A 14,917-nucleotide genomic window follows, 5' to 3' on the forward strand; every position below is an offset into this window, starting at 1 on the left:
TTCAAATGAAAATGTCCTTCATACCGAAGGACATTTTTACTTTTTTATTGCATCCATTCTTGTAGTAAGTCACCCATGCCTTCCATATATCCTTCCAAAACGTTGACAAAATTCCCCTCAGGATCAAATAAAACATAATGAGGTGTTCCGCGTTGTTTATACTTCGCTATAGCAAGATCTAAACGCCCATTTTTATTCCAAAGCAAAATACCTTTATTGCCTTTTAACTCATAATACATATCCATAGTCTCAGGAAAATTATCAACGTAGTACGTCACATAATCCATTTTCGCACTTAGTTCCTCGGCTATTTTGGCTGTCTGAGGAGCCGCTTGTTGACAATATCCACAATGCATCGTTGAAAAATCTAGCAGTACATACTTCCCTTTAAAATAATCACTAAACTGTACGGTTTGTCCTTCTCTTGTCAACGCAGTAAAATTGTAATATTTATCCCCTACTGCTAGTGCTTTATATTCAATTAACGTTCGAAAAAACTGAACTTCTTTCGTATTCTCATACTGTGGTTCAACTAAATCTAACAACGTTTTCATTTGTTCTGTTGTATAATTTTCCGTAGTAAATGGCAGCATAAATCTCCCATAAGCAGTATTGATATACTGTTTTAGAAATTCAAAGTCATTCTCTTCCACTTGCTTAAGAATTTTTTGCACCTTTCCAAAGGGTTCAACATTACTATAATAGGCCGATGCGATACTATCAGGAGAAATTCCTTTTTGCATTAGGTCTTGTGCTTCCACTTGCAATTGCTCTATCTCGTCATTGAATTTTTTATTGATTACGTAATTTTGGTAACGAACTCCATCATATTGAGAACCTAATGCCTCAATATTATGAGGAAAATCAGTTATTGCCCCTTCAATAGTAATTGATTCATTTCCTACAAAAAAACTAGTATAATAGGAATCTCCTCCTTGTTCTACAAACAAGAAAATAACTGTTGGAGCCTCCTTCAATTCCATTTCAACATTAAATGTTCCATCTTTTGCTTGAAACTCTATTTCCTCATTATCAGCAGATAGGCTTAATTTAGCATCTTCAGTTAATCCTTTTAACTTTCCATTAAGACGCAATTTTTCTTGCGCTAAGGTTAACGTTGAGATACCCAAAGCTAAAAACAAGAGTAGTATTTTTTTCATTATTTAGTTGTATTAAATTTGGTTGACCTGCAATTTAACCTATTATCAGCAACTATTAACTATAGCCTAAACACTTCTCAACTATTTTTTATTTTTTCTTTCCCTTTCCTCCCTAAAACTAGTGATTTACCTCAAAATCCGTAGTTCCTTCCACAACTGTAGCTATCTTTTTTATACCTTTAATCCAAGTAAGTTGGATGTATGCTAGGCAATCAACCTCCTATAACTTAAATAAAAACGCTATGAAAAAAAAATTATTCCACACCGTTATAGGCGTAATCTTCCTACTAACACTCGCTTCTTGTAATAAGAAATACGACAGTGTAGCGGCTGAAACGGCCGATTATCTCAGTCTTGCTGATACCGATTCATCTCCTGCTAAAAATTTAGAAGCTGGACAAACAGTTGAACGCAAAATCATCAAAGAAGGAAGTATTCGCTTTGAAACAGCTAATGCTGCAGCAACGCGCAAACAAATTACAGCGGCCTTGGCCACTTACAAAGGATATCTTGCACAAGACCAATCCGAAACTTATGCTAATCAATCCGTTTATACCCTCACGTTGCGCATTCCTGCTGAAAACTTTGAGAAACTACTAACAGAGATTACCACTGCAGCACAAAAAGTAGACAATCAAGATATCAAAGCGTTAGATGTTACAGAGGAATTTATTGATGTAGAATCGCGTATTCAAACAAAAAAAGAGCTAGAAAATCGCTACAAAGCTTTATTGAGTAAAGCCAATAAAGTAGAAGAAATCTTAGCAATTGAAAAAGAAATTGAAGCACTGCGTTCAGATATTGAATCCTATGAAGGACGATTAAACTACTTAAAAAGCAGTATTGCCTATAGCACCTTAACAGCTGTGTTTTATGAGAAACAGACCGCAACCACAACATTTGGTTCAGAATTTTCGACCGCTATTGGAGAAGGATGGGACAACCTTGTTTCCTTTACCTTAGGTCTTTTCTATATCTGGCCATTTATTCTAATCCTACTAGCCATTCTCTTCTTTGTGAGACGAAAAATAAAACGCAGAAAACTTCAAAATAAATAAGTTTTCTCCTTTCATTAGAATTTATATTAAAACCATACAAATCAATACATTATAAAAAAATGAGCCGATTAAAAATGCTAATCGGCTCATTTTTTGCGTATATTTGAGCCAATTAAGATTAATAATCGGCTCATGACTTACAATTGGCAATATCCAAACTGGCCTCATTTCACCTATGACACCACTGCTATAGATGCTGGCGTGTCAGCCTTCACCTTAGCCTTTGGGGAAGTAAAAGGCATGCTTGAGACCTTGGGTGAAGAGGTAAAACAAGAAACGTTGATCCAATTCATGATTGATGAAGCAATGAAAACGTCTGAGATTGAAGGAGAGTATTATAGTCGTCAAGACATTTTATCCTCTATCAAGAATAAAATCGGCTTAGCCATTCCCAAACATTCCATTTTCGATAAACGCGCAGCAGGCATTAGTGAATTAATAGTAGAAGTTCGTTCAGGTTACCACAGATCATTAACTGAAACATTACTCCAAACTTGGCATCGTATTTTGTTTGCACAGTCCTTTACCATACAAGGAGGATACTATAGACAAGGTAAAGCATCCATGCAAATTATATCGGGATCTTTTGGTAAAGAAATTGTTCATTATGAAGCACCACCAGCTATTCAAGTGCAAAAAGAAATGACACAATTCATTCAGTGGTATACCCAATATGAAGTTACACCCTTAGATTTTAAAAATGCGATGATTAAAACAGCTATCAGTCATTTGTATTTTGAATCCATCCATCCTTTTGAAGATGGCAATGGCAGAATTGGGCGTGCTTTAGCGGAAAAATGTCTAGCTGAAGCTTTTCAATTCCCTTTAATATTGAGTCTATCTAAAACGATTGAAAAAGATAAAAGGAGTTACTATTCCGCACTAAAGGAAGCGCAACATTCATTAGACATTACGGCGTGGATTGCCTATTTCTGTGGTATAATAATAGAGGCTCAACAACAAGCCAAACAAACCATCCACCTCATTGTCAACAAAGCTCATTTTTTTGATCAACATCAAACCCAACTTAATGAACGACAACACAAAGTCATTCTCAAAATGTTTGATTTAGGTCTAGAAGATTTTCAAGGCGGTATGTCGGCCAAGAAATACATGTCCCTTACAAAAACGTCTAAAGCTACAGCAACCCGTGATTTACAAGATTTAGTAGAGAAAGGTATCTTTGCCGTAACAGGAGCAGGTCGTTCCGTTCGTTATCACTTGAATTTACCTTAAAAAAAGGTAAGACGGTCTAAAAAGACCGCCTTACCTTTTAACCTTGTATGTATTTTTTTATTTGTTCTGGAAAATCATCTTTAATTCCCTCAAATACTTCAACTACCTTGCCTTTTGGGTCAAACAAAACATAATGTGGTGTTCCAGTTTGTCTGTATTTCGCAAGGGTTGAATTAAATTCCCCCTCCTTATTCCAAAGTAAAGTTCCCTTATTCTCTTTTAATCCAAAATATAAGGCTAAACTGTCTTCATCATTATCCACATAATACGTTACGTAGTTGAGCTTATCTTCTAATTGCTCTGCCATTTCAGCAGTAAGCGGTGCTGCACGATGACAATATCCACAAAACCAAGTTGAAAAATCTAATAAAACATATCTTCCATCAAAGAAAGACTTAAAATTCACTTGTTGTTGGTTGTTGTCTAACGCTTTAAAATCATAAAATTGATCTCCCTGCTGCAAAGTAGGGTAATCCACTAACGCTTGAATAAATTGTATTTCCTTTGTACTCTTATATACAGGATCTACTGCATCTACTAAGGTTTTGAATTGAGCTGTTGTAAAATCGGTGGTATTGAACTTTAGCAAAAATCGCCCATAATCCGTATTGATATGCTCGCGAATAAAATCAAATTCTTTTACTTTCAGCTGTTGCCTCACTTTAGTAACCTTACCGGAAGGAATCCCCATATACACTTCATATAAACTATCTTTATCTGCCCCTCCTTCTATTAATTCATATGCTTCATCCTCCAATTCGACCATTTGCGCTTGTAAATCCTTCGTTAACAAATACTCTTGGTAGCGCAACGCATCGTGTTTAGAGTTTTGTGCTTGAAGATTCGATGGAAAATCCTCCACTGATCCTTCTATCCAAACCTCTTCATTCCCTAAGTAAAATACCGCATGTTTAAACTCATTGTCCTGTTTCAAATAAAGAAACACACTTTCGGGTCCTTCAAGAGGTAGACGTACATCAAACTTGCCGTCTTTGACTTCAATCTCCTTTTGTTCTTTTCCTACACTAAGCCAAACTTGTGCATCATTCGGTATTCCTTTTATATTTCCTTTAAAATGAAGTTCATCCTGTGCAAAGGCATTTGTTACTAGAAGTATAGCGGAACTCAATACTAGTTTTTTAATCATAATTTTTAAGTTGGTGGTTAAAAGTTAACAAGCAATTTACTCTATTTAAAACAAATAACCTAGACCTGAAAATACGTCTTAAACAAAAAAAGAAAATACTTGCAACTTCTCTTACCGAACAAAATAAAGGCAATTTAGCTATACTTTCACATGCAAAAATTGCACATCTATAAATATTACTTATTTTTGTTGTCACAACTGATAAACTTAAGAATATTATGAAACCAGATTTATTTCAGGCGCCAGATTACTATCTTTTAGATGATTTGCTTACAGAAGAGCACAAATTGATTCGCGATGCAGCGAGAGCATGGGTTAAAAGAGAAGTATCTCCAATTATTGAAGAATATGCTCAAAAAGCAGAATTCCCAAAACAAATTATCAGTGGATTAGCTGAAATTGGAGGATTTGGTCCTTATATTCCAACAGAATACGGAGGAGCAGGATTAGACCAAATTTCGTATGGTTTAATTATGCAAGAAATTGAAAGAGGTGATTCAGGTGTACGTTCAACATCATCTGTTCAGTCTTCATTAGTAATGTATCCGATTTGGAAATACGGAAACGAAGAACAACGCAATAAATACTTACCAAAATTAGCAACTGGAGAAATGATCGGTTGTTTTGGTTTAACTGAGCCAGACCATGGTTCAAATCCATCTGGAATGATTACCAACTTCAAAGATATGGGTGATCATTATCTATTAAATGGAGCAAAAATGTGGATTTCAAATGCACCTTTCGCTGATATCGCTGTAGTTTGGGCGAAAAACGAAGAAGGTAGAATTCACGGTTTAATCGTTGAAAGAGGAATGGAAGGTTTCACAACTCCAGAAACGCACAATAAATGGTCATTAAGAGCTTCTGCAACTGGAGAGCTTATTTTTGACAACGTAAAAGTTCCTAAAGAAAACTTATTACCAAACAAATCAGGATTAGGAGCACCACTAGGATGTTTAGATTCTGCACGTTATGGAATTGCTTGGGGAGCTATTGGAGCAGCAATGGACTGTTATGATACAGCTTTGCGTTACTCAAAAGAGCGTATCCAATTTGACAAACCAATTGGAGCTACACAATTACAGCAAAAGAAATTAGCGGAGATGATCACTGAGATCACTAAAGCACAAATGTTAACTTGGCGTTTAGGTGTTTTGAGAAACGAAGGAAGAGCAACTTCAGCTCAGATTTCTATGGCAAAACGCAACAACGTAAATATGGCATTAGAAATTGCTCGTGAAGCACGTCAAATGTTAGGAGGAATGGGGATCACAGGGGAGTATTCTATTATGCGCCACATGATGAACCTTGAATCAGTTGTAACGTATGAAGGAACACATGATATCCACTTGTTAATTACAGGTATGGATGTAACGGGATTCCCAGCATTCAAGTAGTCTAGCTTATAACAAAATAGATAAACTTTATATAAAGAGCTTCTCCTTACCGAGAAGCTTTTTTATTTTTGTATAAATCTTTTTAATCATTATGAATATTCAAACCGTTAATCAACTGATTACTCCAGAACGTCACGCTTTATTAGAGCATCCATTATATCAAAAAATTACGACTGTTGCCCATTTACAGAAATTCATGGAAGGCCATGTATACGCAGTATGGGATTTTATGTCCCTATTAAAAGCCTTACAGCAAAAGCTTACGTGTACAACTACGCCTTGGTTCGCTTCTCCTTATCCACAAACGCGTTATTTAATCAACGAGATTGTCTTAGCGGAGGAATCCGATTTAGCTATGGATGGACAGCGTTTGAGTCATTTTGAAATGTATGTCGATGCGATGCGCGACGCACAAGCAGACGTGCAAGTCATGGATGCTTTTTTAGCTCAACTACAAGAGGGAAAAAGCATTGAACAAGCTATTGCAACATTAGCTGTGGACCAAGATATTAAAGACTTCTTGACTTTTACTTTTGACATCATTGCACAAGGAAAACCGCATGAAATTGCTGCGGCATTTACTTTTGGTCGTGAAGATTTGATTCCTGAAATGTTTACTGCTATTCTAAAAGGGTTTCAACTTAACTTTCCGGAAACAGACTTATCCAAATTAATTTATTACTTTGAGCGACACATTGAATTAGACGGTGATGAGCATGGACCAATGGCGATGCAAATGATTACGGAACTATGTGGTTCAGATGAACAAAAGTGGCAAGAGGTGATTCGCGTATCCAAAGAAGCTTTAGTCAAACGATATGGCTTATGGAATGCAATCGAACGCGCGATTGAAGCAAATTAATTAATTCTATTTATAAAAACACAAGGCTATGAGTCCATTAAAAGGAAAAAATGCAATTATCACAGGTGGTGGTAGAGGATTAGGAAAGGCTACAGCACTTGCCTTTGCAAAAGAAGGAATTAACGTGGCAATCACAGGTAGAAACGAAGAACGCCTAAAACAGACGGTAGAAGAATTAACAGCATTGGGCGTAAAAGCTACGTATGCTGTATTTGATGTCGTAGATAAACCAGCAGTTCACACGGAAATTGCAAAAGTTATTGATTTCTTAGGTGGAATCGATATTTTAGTCAACAATGCAGGTATCTCTGAATTTGGAAAATTTGTAGATATGCCCGCTGATCGTTGGGAAGAAATCTTGTTGACAAATGTGATGGGGGTTTACAATGTAACCCGTGAAGTATTACCACATCTGATTCAACAAAATGAAGGGGATATTTTCAATGTGGCCTCTACAGCAGGGCTAAATGGAAATCCAACGACTTCTGCTTATTCAGCTTCTAAGTTTGCGGTTATCGGTCTATCCGAATCCCTAATGAAAGAAGTTCGCAAAAACAATATCCGCGTGTGTACCTTAACACCAAGTACCATTGCTTCGGATATGTCTATTGAACTAGGTTTAACAGATGGTAACCCGGATCATATCTTACAGCCAGAAGATTTTGCGGAGCTACTGGTAGCAACTTTAAGATTACCGAGAAGAGCGATGTTGAAAACCGCTTCTTTGTGGACAACAAATCCCGTATAGTATATCCTCAAAAAACGATAATGACCAGTATTTTACTGGTCATTATCGTTTTTAAATAGTTGCCTTAAGATAATATCCCTTACCTAAGAACAACAAAAGATGAATTCCCTATGTTTACTCCTAATTTTCTAAACGTCTAAAGAAATATCACTTTCTACATTGAACGTTAATTTTGCATCCAAAGCTTGAAATACCTTATGTAAGGTATATAAACCTATATTTAAAGTAGAACTTTCGATTCTCGAAATTTGTGCTTTTTTAACTCCAATTAAATCTCCTAATTGAGTTTGCGTTAAATTTTTTTCTTTTCTTAATCTTTTAATAGCCGCAGCTAATTTATCAATGCTAACACTAGCGTCAAAATCCTCCCTTTCGATAGTGCCTATTTCACCAATATATCGATCAATCATTTGATCATTAGTTATAAGTTCCATGGGTTTGTTATTGGTAGAATGTTTCATAATGTCAAACTAAATATTATTTACTAAATATGTAATATAAAATTAAAACTTCTTTTTATCTATTGGTAGCAATTACTTTTTCTCGTAAGTCAACAAATACTGTTTCCTAATCAACCTCGCTCTATTCAATTCCTTTAGCGGTGTCTTTTGTGTTTTTTTAATAAAACCATTCGAAGCAATTATAAGAGACTCAGTATAAGGACACCAAAAGGCAAGTAAACGATACTGAATACCATTATAAAGAGTTCGAAACTCCCAAATTTCATCATCCAATTTTTTGAATAAATCACTATCTAAAAAATTAGCATGCAATACCTTTTGGATATTATAAATAATCTTTGCACTAGCTTTTGGATCAATGCCATCTAAAAATGTTAGTATCTCCGCGAGATACAAAATTTGGTTGTTCCTCATACATCATTTTTCATTTTATACTGATACAAATGTATTCAAAAGTTTACAATATTGTAAACTTTTGAATATGTTTTTTTTCTATTTTTTTTTACTTCCGTGAATTGCATTTCGCAATATGTTAGTACATTTGTACCAGTTTTTATACGTTATAAATCTATGGTTCGCAAACTTTTACGCTTTATTCTAAAGCTTGTGTTGTGGTTCTTTGCATTAAGCATCTTTTCTGTAATCTTTTTTCGTTTTGTTCCTGTACCCTATACACCCTTGATGTTTATTCGGTTATACGAGCAAAAGAAAGAAGGCAAATCTTTTACATTGAAACACGATTGGGTGTCTTTGGATAAGATTAGCCCTAATTTACAGAAAGCCGTTATTGTAAGTGAAGATGGACATTTCTTAAGCCATAATGGTTTTGATTTCAAGGCGATTGAAAAGGCGATGAAAAACAATGAGAAGGGAAAACGCATCAAAGGTGGTAGTACCATTTCACAACAAACTGCTAAGAATGTATTTTTATGGCCGGGTCGAAGTTATATTCGCAAGGGGTTTGAAGCTTATTTTACAGCCTTGATTGAACTACTATGGTCAAAGGAGCGCATTTTAGAAGTCTACCTCAACAGCATTGAAATGGGTGATGGTGTTTATGGCGCTGAGGCGGCTGCACAGCATTGGTATAAGAAAAGTGCAGCAAAACTGACAGTTAATGAAGCAGCTGGACTAGCGGTAATCTTACCGAGTCCGAGACGTTATAATCCCGTAAAGTCTGGTCCCTATGTCAGCAAGCGAAAACAAACCATCTCTCGTTATATCAAGGGGTACGGCCCATTGGATTTGAAGAAAAAGAAACAGAAGTAAAAAATAATACGTTTTTAGTTAAAAATTTTCATTTAAACTAGATTTTTCCTAACTTGTAGTCAAACTTAAATTATTTTTGTTATGAAAAAAATTGTATTATCGTTAGCTATTGGTGGTTTACTGTTCGCTACATCTTGTAAAGACACGAAGTCAGGAGCTGTAGATTCAGAGACTACTCCAGCAACAGAATTAACAGCAGCGAAATCCGAAGCTGAGCTTAAATTTGATGAAGCGAAAAAAGCAGTAGAGGACGCAGTAAAAAGTGGAGACAAGGCAGCTGAAGAAGCGGCTAGAAAAACACTAGACGAGGCACAAAAAGCATGGGAAGCTACTAAAAATAAAACAGAAGAAGTAGTGAACCAGGTTGGTGATAAAGCGGAAGAGTTGAAAAATGACGCTGCAAAATCACTAGATGAAGCAAAAGGCAAAGTGAATGAAATGAAAGATGAAGCGAAAGAGAAAGCAGACAAAGCCAAAGAAAATGTAAATGATGCAGCAAAAGAGGCTCAAAAAGGGTTAGAAAATGCTGCTGATAAATTGAAAAAATAATCATGCGAAAAGGATCTGGAAACAGATCCTTTTTTTATTTACATCCTACAGAAACACTATCCTTTTATCTAAAAAAGGTTATTTTATCTTTTATTTATCATCCAAAATAGGGATTAATCCCTACTTTTTTTGTAATTTGTAAGCAACTAAAATCAAATACTATGAAAACAAACATTGGTTTAAAAGACGACGTAAGACAACAAATCACAGACAAGCTTGCTAAACTATTAGCAGATGAATTCGTGCTTTATACTAAAACGAGAAATGCACATTACAACGTGGAAGGAATTGACTTCCATTCCATGCACTTATTCTTTCAATCACAATATGAAGCTATTATTGTAGACGTGGATGCTATTGCAGAGCGAATCCGTCATTTAGGACATTATGCGCCTAGTAGCTTAAAAGAATATCTTGCTTTGACTCAACTATCTGAATCAAGAGATAATCAAGGAAACGACAGTGCTTCTTGGATTAAAGACTTGTGCAAAGATCACGAAGCGATTATCATCTATTTAAGAGAGAACATCGATGCCATTGACGATATGCACGATCAAGGTACAGCTGATTTCTTAACGGGATTATTAGAAAAACACGAAGAAGCAGCTTGGATGTTACGCGCACACATCAAGTAATCTTGCTGTTCTGATTTATTATAAAGGTTTGTCTTTTAAAGGCAAACCTTTTTTGCTATTTTTACAGCCAACCCAGAACAACAAAACAATGAAACGATTGATTATGCTTGGTGCTGTCATTCTATTACAGTACGCTTGTACGTCTTCGCCCCAAACTGAGACAGAAAAAGCCCTTTTATTTCAAAAAAGCTTAAATAAAGAATTCGGAAATAAAGAAACTTCTCCTTTAGTGCCTGATGCATTAAAGAAATTTGTTAGCCTCGAATTTTTCCCCGTTAATGAGCGCTTTATTATTGAAGCTCAATTTACCCGCACTCCAGGTGAAGTACCTTTTGAGATGCCAACAACCACTGAGCGCAAACCCATTTATGTCAAATACGGTGAGGCTTCTTTTACCTTTAATGGCAAACCTCAAAAATTAGATTTATTTCAGGATGTGAACTTGCGCAACCAGAAAGAATATGAAAAGCATTTATTCCTTCCCTTTACCGATCTAACTTCAGGTGTTAGCACCTATGGTGGAGGTCGATATATCGATTTAGAGATTCCCGAAGGAGAAACTATTATTTTGAATTTCAATTTAGCGTATAATCCATACTGTGTGTATAATCCGAAATTCTCATGCCCTATTCCACCGCCACAAAATGATATTAATGCGGAGATTAATGCAGGGATCAAAGATTATAAATACTAAAATCAAAATAGCAAGAAACGGATTGTAGCGCTTGTATCATCCTCCTACTTTTGGTCTTTTAAAAGATAGAAAGATGAAATTAAAAGGAAAGATTGCCCTTGTTACGGGTGGTACAAGTGGTATAGGCAAAGCAACAGCTCAATTATTCAGTGATCAAGGAGCTCAAGTTATCCTCACAGGTCGAACGAAAGAAACAGTGGAACGCACAGTTGCTGAAATTGGAAACAACGCTCTTGGGATTGTTTCTAATGCAGGGTCTATGGCAGATTTACTCCAATTACAGCATTTGATTCGTCAACAGGTATCTCATTTAGATCTTGTATTCGTCAATGCGGGATTTGGAAAATATGCTCCATTGGAACACATTGACGAAGCGCATTACAATGAGATGTTTGATGTGTTAGTAAAAGGAACCTTATTCACTGTACAACAGGTACTCCCTCTTTTACGTCCGAATAGTTCTATTGTATTAAACACGTCTATTGTTACGGAAATTGGCATGACCAATTCTAGTGTTTACTCTGCTGCAAAAGCAGCAGTACAATCCTTTACAAAGACCTTTGCTGCGGAACTCATCAGCAAAAACATCCGAGTAAATGCCGTTTCACCTGGTCCAATAGAAACCAACTACTTTGACCGTTCCAATCTATCCGAAGAGCAAGTGAAAGCGTTTACGACTTCCTTTGCTCCACAGGTGCCGATTAAGCGCTTTGGACAGGCCCATGAGGTTGCTCAGGCCGTTCTTTTCCTCGCTTCGGATGATTCCTCCTTTATTGTAGGAACAGAAATCAGCGTAGATGGTGGTTTTCCAAAAATAAAAACAAGTTAATTCCATCGACACGATGTCGCTTTACAGCATAAAAAAAGGCTATCTCCACAAAGAGATAGCCTTTTTATTTATTCTAGTCTGTTTATTTCAACTTCTTTACTCCCATACTGTATAATGTGAATGCTTGTAAGTCAACATGCTCTTGAATTTGTTGAGCAATTGATTTTCCAGCTCCATGTCCAGCATTTGTTTCAATGCGAATTAACATTGGATTATGTCCGTTGTTTTTCGCTTGTAACTCAGCAGCAAATTTAAAACTGTGTGCTGGTACTACGCGGTCATCATGATCTCCTGTTGTAACCATTGTTGCAGGATAAGCTTCTGCTTTTACATTGTGTAAAGGAGAATATCCTTTCAAGTACTCAAACATCTCTTTGCTGTCTTCTGCAGTTCCGTAGTCATATGCCCATCCAGCACCTGCTGTAAAGGTATGGTAACGCAACATATCCAATACTCCTACTGCTGGTAAAGCTACCTTCATTAAGTCAGGACGTTGTGTCATCGTTGCTCCAACTAATAAACCTCCATTTGATCCTCCTTTAATCGCTAAGAAATCAGATGATGTATATTTATTGTCAATCAAATACTGAGCAGCAGCAATGAAATCGTCAAATACATTTTGCTTTTGCATTTTTGTTCCTGCTACGTGCCAAGCTTTTCCATACTCACCACCCCCTCTTAAGTTTGGTACTGCATATACTCCACCGTTTTCTAACCAGATTGCATTTGCAATGCTAAATGATGGCGTTAAGCTGATATTGAATCCTCCATATGCATACAACATTGTTGGATTTTTACCGTTCAATTCAATTCCTTTCTTATACGTGATAATCATCGGTACTTTTGTTCCATCTTTTGAAGTATAGAACACTTGTTTTGATTCATATTGAGAAGAGTCGAATTTCACTTTTGGTTGTTCGTACACTTTAGAAGCTCCATCTTTTACATCGAATGCGTAGATTGTTCCAGGTGTAATGTAGTTTGTAAAGGAATAATACAACGTTGTATCTTCTTTTTTACCTCCAAATCCACTTGCTGTTCCGATTCCAGGTAATTCGATTGTTCTGATTTCTTTCCCTGTGTAATCGTATTGTTTCACCATAGAAACAGCATCTTTTAAATAGCTAGCAAAAATATAGCCTCCTCCTTTAGTTGGTGACAATACATTTTCTGTTTCTGCGATAAAATCAGCCCAGTTTGCTTGTTGTGGTTTAGTTGCATCCACCGTTACTACGCGTGAATTCGGCGCATTGAAATCAGTTTCAATATACAATTTACCGTCTTTGCTATCTAAAACACTACTACTGCTATCGAAGTTATTTACCAACGTTACAATTGGACTATTCGCTTTCGTCAAGTCTTTGATGTACAATTCATTTCCGTATGTAGAATTCGCAGCAGTAATCACTAAATATTGATTATCTCCTGTTACATATCCACCTACGTATCTTCTTTTTTGGTCTTTACCAAAAATCAATGCATCTTCTTTTTGAGCAATGCCTAACTTGTGGTAGTATAATTTGTGTTGATCTGTTTTAGCAGACAACTCACTTCCTTCTGGTTTATCATAACTTGAATAGTAGAATCCTTCATTTTTAAACCAAGAAACACCACTAAATTTTACATCCACTAAAGTATCACCAATAACTTCTTTCGTTTCTGTATCAATTACAATTACTTTTCTCCAGTCGCTTCCTCCTTCAGAAATAGCGTAAGCTGCTTTGCTTCCGTCTTCTGAGAAATCAATGCTTCCTAAAGAAGTTGTTCCATCCGTAGAGAATTTATTTGGATCTAAGAATACTTCTTCTTTTCCAGCTTCATCTTTACGGTATAAAATAGATTGATTTTGTAATCCATCATTTTTGAAAAAATACGTGTATTTTCCTTCTTTGAATGGAGCACCAATTTTTTCATAATTCCATGCTTCTTCCATTTGTTTTTTCAACTGATCTCTAAATGGAATTTGAGCTAAGTAACCATTAGTTACTTCATTCTGTGCTTTTACCCAAGCTGCAGTTTCTTCGGAACGGTCATCTTCTAACCAACGGTAAGGGTCAGCTACTTCAACCTCGAAGTATGTATCAACTACATCTCCTTTTTTCGTTTCAGGATATTGAATATCCGCCACCTGTTCCTTTGCTCCTTCATTTTTACATGAAATAATCAAAGTTGCTACAAGAAGTGTCATAAACGATTTTCTCATAATAAATATTTCTGTTTTAAATTTCTGTGAAAGTAAATATATTAATAATAAATGCAAAAGCAAGGCATTACACCTTGCTTTTCTACAAATATAAACCAATTAAGGCGGCTACTTAATGTGCGTGGTCGTGATCATCATGGTCGTGATCGTGGTCATGGTCATGTCCACCATCACCTTCTCCTGCTGCTACAATTTCGATATTTCTAAATTCCATGGTTTGATTTCCTGATTTATCCAATACTTTTACCACAAAGTGATAGTTTCCTGGTTTAGCATTCGCGTCGATGATGATTTCATGGTGGTGAATTTTATCATTTTTCACCCCTCCTAAATCCCATGTTTTGTTAAAGGCAAAAGGTTTTCCGTCAGCTGCAACTTCTTTTACAGCCAATGCATGCGTATGGTTGTCCCCTCCTGAATGGTTATGCCCATCAAAATTATTGTGGATGTCTACGTTATACGAAGCCAATCCGTCATTATCGGATACCACCATATCAAAGTGAATATCCTTTCCTACTTCTAACTTAGCTCCTTCTGCAGGTGCTACTAAGTCTACGACTGGTTTTTCTGTGTCTGTGCTGTCATCACTTGAACATGAAGTAAAAGTAAATACACTTGCTATTGATGCTATTGCTAAATATTGTAATTTTCTCATTGTTTTAAATTTTA

General features: G+C 36.1%; 16 protein-coding genes. 10 read left to right on the top strand and 6 right to left on the bottom strand.

Features of this window, described 5'->3' with window-relative positions; translation table 11 throughout:
* Positions 1–44: 44 nt before the first annotated feature.
* Positions 45–1,160 carry a TlpA family protein disulfide reductase gene (locus ACUTSE_RS04160; protein WP_445639356.1) on the bottom strand — a complete coding sequence of 372 codons (1,116 nt, stop codon included), beginning with the start codon at positions 1,158–1,160 and terminating at the stop codon, positions 45–47.
* Positions 1,161–1,402: 242 nt separating this feature from the next.
* Here ACUTSE_RS04160 and ACUTSE_RS04165 point away from each other — a divergent pair, with 242 nt between their 5' ends.
* Together ACUTSE_RS04165 and ACUTSE_RS04170 are read left to right on the top strand one after the other, a co-directional pair.
* Positions 1,403–2,218, top strand: a complete 816-nt coding sequence (locus tag ACUTSE_RS04165) for a DUF4349 domain-containing protein (protein ID WP_445639357.1) — start codon at positions 1,403–1,405, stop codon at positions 2,216–2,218.
* Positions 2,219–2,350: 132 nt separating this feature from the next.
* Positions 2,351–3,454 (top strand): Fic family protein, encoded by a 1,104-nt coding sequence (locus tag ACUTSE_RS04170; RefSeq protein ID WP_445639358.1) that lies wholly within the window; start codon positions 2,351–2,353, stop codon positions 3,452–3,454.
* Positions 3,455–3,491: 37 nt separating this feature from the next.
* Here the strand turns inward: ACUTSE_RS04170 and ACUTSE_RS04175 are convergent, their stop codons facing one another.
* Positions 3,492–4,601, bottom strand: coding sequence for a redoxin family protein (locus ACUTSE_RS04175; protein ID WP_445639359.1), 1,110 nt, complete (start codon positions 4,599–4,601; stop codon positions 3,492–3,494).
* 218 nt (positions 4,602–4,819) lie between these two features.
* On the opposite strand from ACUTSE_RS04175, the gene ACUTSE_RS04180 reads away from it, so the two are divergent.
* From ACUTSE_RS04180 to ACUTSE_RS04190, 3 genes are all read left to right on the top strand, one after another.
* On the top strand, positions 4,820–5,998 hold the full coding sequence (locus tag ACUTSE_RS04180) for an acyl-CoA dehydrogenase family protein (protein WP_115092300.1): 1,179 nt from the start codon (positions 4,820–4,822) through the stop codon (positions 5,996–5,998).
* Between the two features lie 91 nt (positions 5,999–6,089).
* The gene (locus ACUTSE_RS04185) at positions 6,090–6,860 is read left to right on the top strand and encodes a DUF3050 domain-containing protein (protein WP_445639360.1); all 771 of its coding nucleotides are present in this window, start codon (positions 6,090–6,092) and stop codon (positions 6,858–6,860) included.
* Positions 6,861–6,888: 28 nt separating this feature from the next.
* Positions 6,889–7,608: a 3-ketoacyl-ACP reductase gene (locus ACUTSE_RS04190; RefSeq protein WP_445639361.1), complete on the top strand. Its 720-nt coding sequence runs from the start codon at positions 6,889–6,891 to the stop codon at positions 7,606–7,608.
* 128 nt (positions 7,609–7,736) lie between these two features.
* Here ACUTSE_RS04190 and ACUTSE_RS04195 read toward each other — a convergent pair whose 3' ends face one another.
* Positions 7,737–8,069, bottom strand: coding sequence for a helix-turn-helix domain-containing protein (locus ACUTSE_RS04195; RefSeq protein ID WP_231737943.1), 333 nt, complete (start codon positions 8,067–8,069; stop codon positions 7,737–7,739).
* Positions 8,070–8,141: 72 nt separating this feature from the next.
* Positions 8,142–8,483 carry a type II toxin-antitoxin system RelE/ParE family toxin gene (locus ACUTSE_RS04200; protein WP_445639362.1) on the bottom strand — a complete coding sequence of 114 codons (342 nt, stop codon included), beginning with the start codon at positions 8,481–8,483 and terminating at the stop codon, positions 8,142–8,144.
* Between the two features lie 156 nt (positions 8,484–8,639).
* Between ACUTSE_RS04200 and mtgA the strand changes: the two genes are divergently transcribed.
* The 5 genes from mtgA (at position 8,640) to ACUTSE_RS04225 (ending at position 12,045) form a co-directional block, all read left to right on the top strand.
* Positions 8,640–9,338 carry a monofunctional biosynthetic peptidoglycan transglycosylase gene (gene mtgA / locus ACUTSE_RS04205; protein WP_445639363.1) on the top strand — a complete coding sequence of 233 codons (699 nt, stop codon included), beginning with the start codon at positions 8,640–8,642 and terminating at the stop codon, positions 9,336–9,338.
* An 81-nt stretch (positions 9,339–9,419) separates the two neighbouring features.
* Entirely contained in the window at positions 9,420–9,887 is a 468-nt protein-coding gene (locus ACUTSE_RS04210; RefSeq protein ID WP_445639364.1) for a hypothetical protein, read from the top strand.
* A gap of 161 nt (positions 9,888–10,048) precedes the next feature.
* Entirely contained in the window at positions 10,049–10,522 is a 474-nt protein-coding gene (locus tag ACUTSE_RS04215; protein WP_002989390.1) for a Dps family protein, read from the top strand.
* Between the two features lie 88 nt (positions 10,523–10,610).
* The gene (locus ACUTSE_RS04220; protein WP_002989388.1) at positions 10,611–11,216 is read left to right on the top strand and encodes a DUF1684 domain-containing protein; all 606 of its coding nucleotides are present in this window, start codon (positions 10,611–10,613) and stop codon (positions 11,214–11,216) included.
* A gap of 73 nt (positions 11,217–11,289) precedes the next feature.
* Positions 11,290–12,045, top strand: a complete 756-nt coding sequence (locus tag ACUTSE_RS04225; protein ID WP_445639365.1) for an SDR family oxidoreductase — start codon at positions 11,290–11,292, stop codon at positions 12,043–12,045.
* A gap of 82 nt (positions 12,046–12,127) precedes the next feature.
* Here the strand turns inward: ACUTSE_RS04225 and ACUTSE_RS04230 are convergent, their stop codons facing one another.
* Together ACUTSE_RS04230 and ACUTSE_RS04235 are read right to left on the bottom strand one after the other, a co-directional pair.
* The gene (locus tag ACUTSE_RS04230; protein WP_445639366.1) at positions 12,128–14,248 is read right to left on the bottom strand and encodes a prolyl oligopeptidase family serine peptidase; all 2,121 of its coding nucleotides are present in this window, start codon (positions 14,246–14,248) and stop codon (positions 12,128–12,130) included.
* A 112-nt stretch (positions 14,249–14,360) separates the two neighbouring features.
* Positions 14,361–14,903 carry a DUF4625 domain-containing protein gene (locus ACUTSE_RS04235; RefSeq protein ID WP_002989379.1) on the bottom strand — a complete coding sequence of 181 codons (543 nt, stop codon included), beginning with the start codon at positions 14,901–14,903 and terminating at the stop codon, positions 14,361–14,363.
* Positions 14,904–14,917: the final 14 nt, after the last annotated feature.

The sequence above is a fragment of the Myroides sp. TSA_177.3 genome (genome assembly GCF_052691955.1).

Bases quoted from the DNA above. Each gene is read 5' to 3' on its own strand.
- ACUTSE_RS04160 (WP_445639356.1), bottom strand. From the start codon at position 1,160: ATGAAAAAAATACTACTCTTGTTTTTAGCTTTGGGTATCTCAACGTTA.
- ACUTSE_RS04165 (WP_445639357.1), top strand. From the start codon at position 1,403: ATGAAAAAAAAATTATTCCACACCGTTATAGGCGTAATCTTCCTACTA.
- ACUTSE_RS04170 (WP_445639358.1), top strand. From the start codon at position 2,351: ATGACTTACAATTGGCAATATCCAAACTGGCCTCATTTCACCTATGAC.
- ACUTSE_RS04175 (WP_445639359.1), bottom strand. From the start codon at position 4,601: ATGATTAAAAAACTAGTATTGAGTTCCGCTATACTTCTAGTAACAAAT.
- ACUTSE_RS04180 (WP_115092300.1), top strand. From the start codon at position 4,820: ATGAAACCAGATTTATTTCAGGCGCCAGATTACTATCTTTTAGATGAT.
- ACUTSE_RS04185 (WP_445639360.1), top strand. From the start codon at position 6,090: ATGAATATTCAAACCGTTAATCAACTGATTACTCCAGAACGTCACGCT.
- ACUTSE_RS04190 (WP_445639361.1), top strand. From the start codon at position 6,889: ATGAGTCCATTAAAAGGAAAAAATGCAATTATCACAGGTGGTGGTAGA.
- ACUTSE_RS04195 (WP_231737943.1), bottom strand. From the start codon at position 8,069: ATGAAACATTCTACCAATAACAAACCCATGGAACTTATAACTAATGAT.
- ACUTSE_RS04200 (WP_445639362.1), bottom strand. From the start codon at position 8,483: ATGAGGAACAACCAAATTTTGTATCTCGCGGAGATACTAACATTTTTA.
- mtgA (WP_445639363.1), top strand. From the start codon at position 8,640: ATGGTTCGCAAACTTTTACGCTTTATTCTAAAGCTTGTGTTGTGGTTC.
- ACUTSE_RS04210 (WP_445639364.1), top strand. From the start codon at position 9,420: ATGAAAAAAATTGTATTATCGTTAGCTATTGGTGGTTTACTGTTCGCT.
- ACUTSE_RS04215 (WP_002989390.1), top strand. From the start codon at position 10,049: ATGAAAACAAACATTGGTTTAAAAGACGACGTAAGACAACAAATCACA.
- ACUTSE_RS04220 (WP_002989388.1), top strand. From the start codon at position 10,611: ATGAAACGATTGATTATGCTTGGTGCTGTCATTCTATTACAGTACGCT.
- ACUTSE_RS04225 (WP_445639365.1), top strand. From the start codon at position 11,290: ATGAAATTAAAAGGAAAGATTGCCCTTGTTACGGGTGGTACAAGTGGT.
- ACUTSE_RS04230 (WP_445639366.1), bottom strand. From the start codon at position 14,248: ATGAGAAAATCGTTTATGACACTTCTTGTAGCAACTTTGATTATTTCA.
- ACUTSE_RS04235 (WP_002989379.1), bottom strand. From the start codon at position 14,903: ATGAGAAAATTACAATATTTAGCAATAGCATCAATAGCAAGTGTATTT.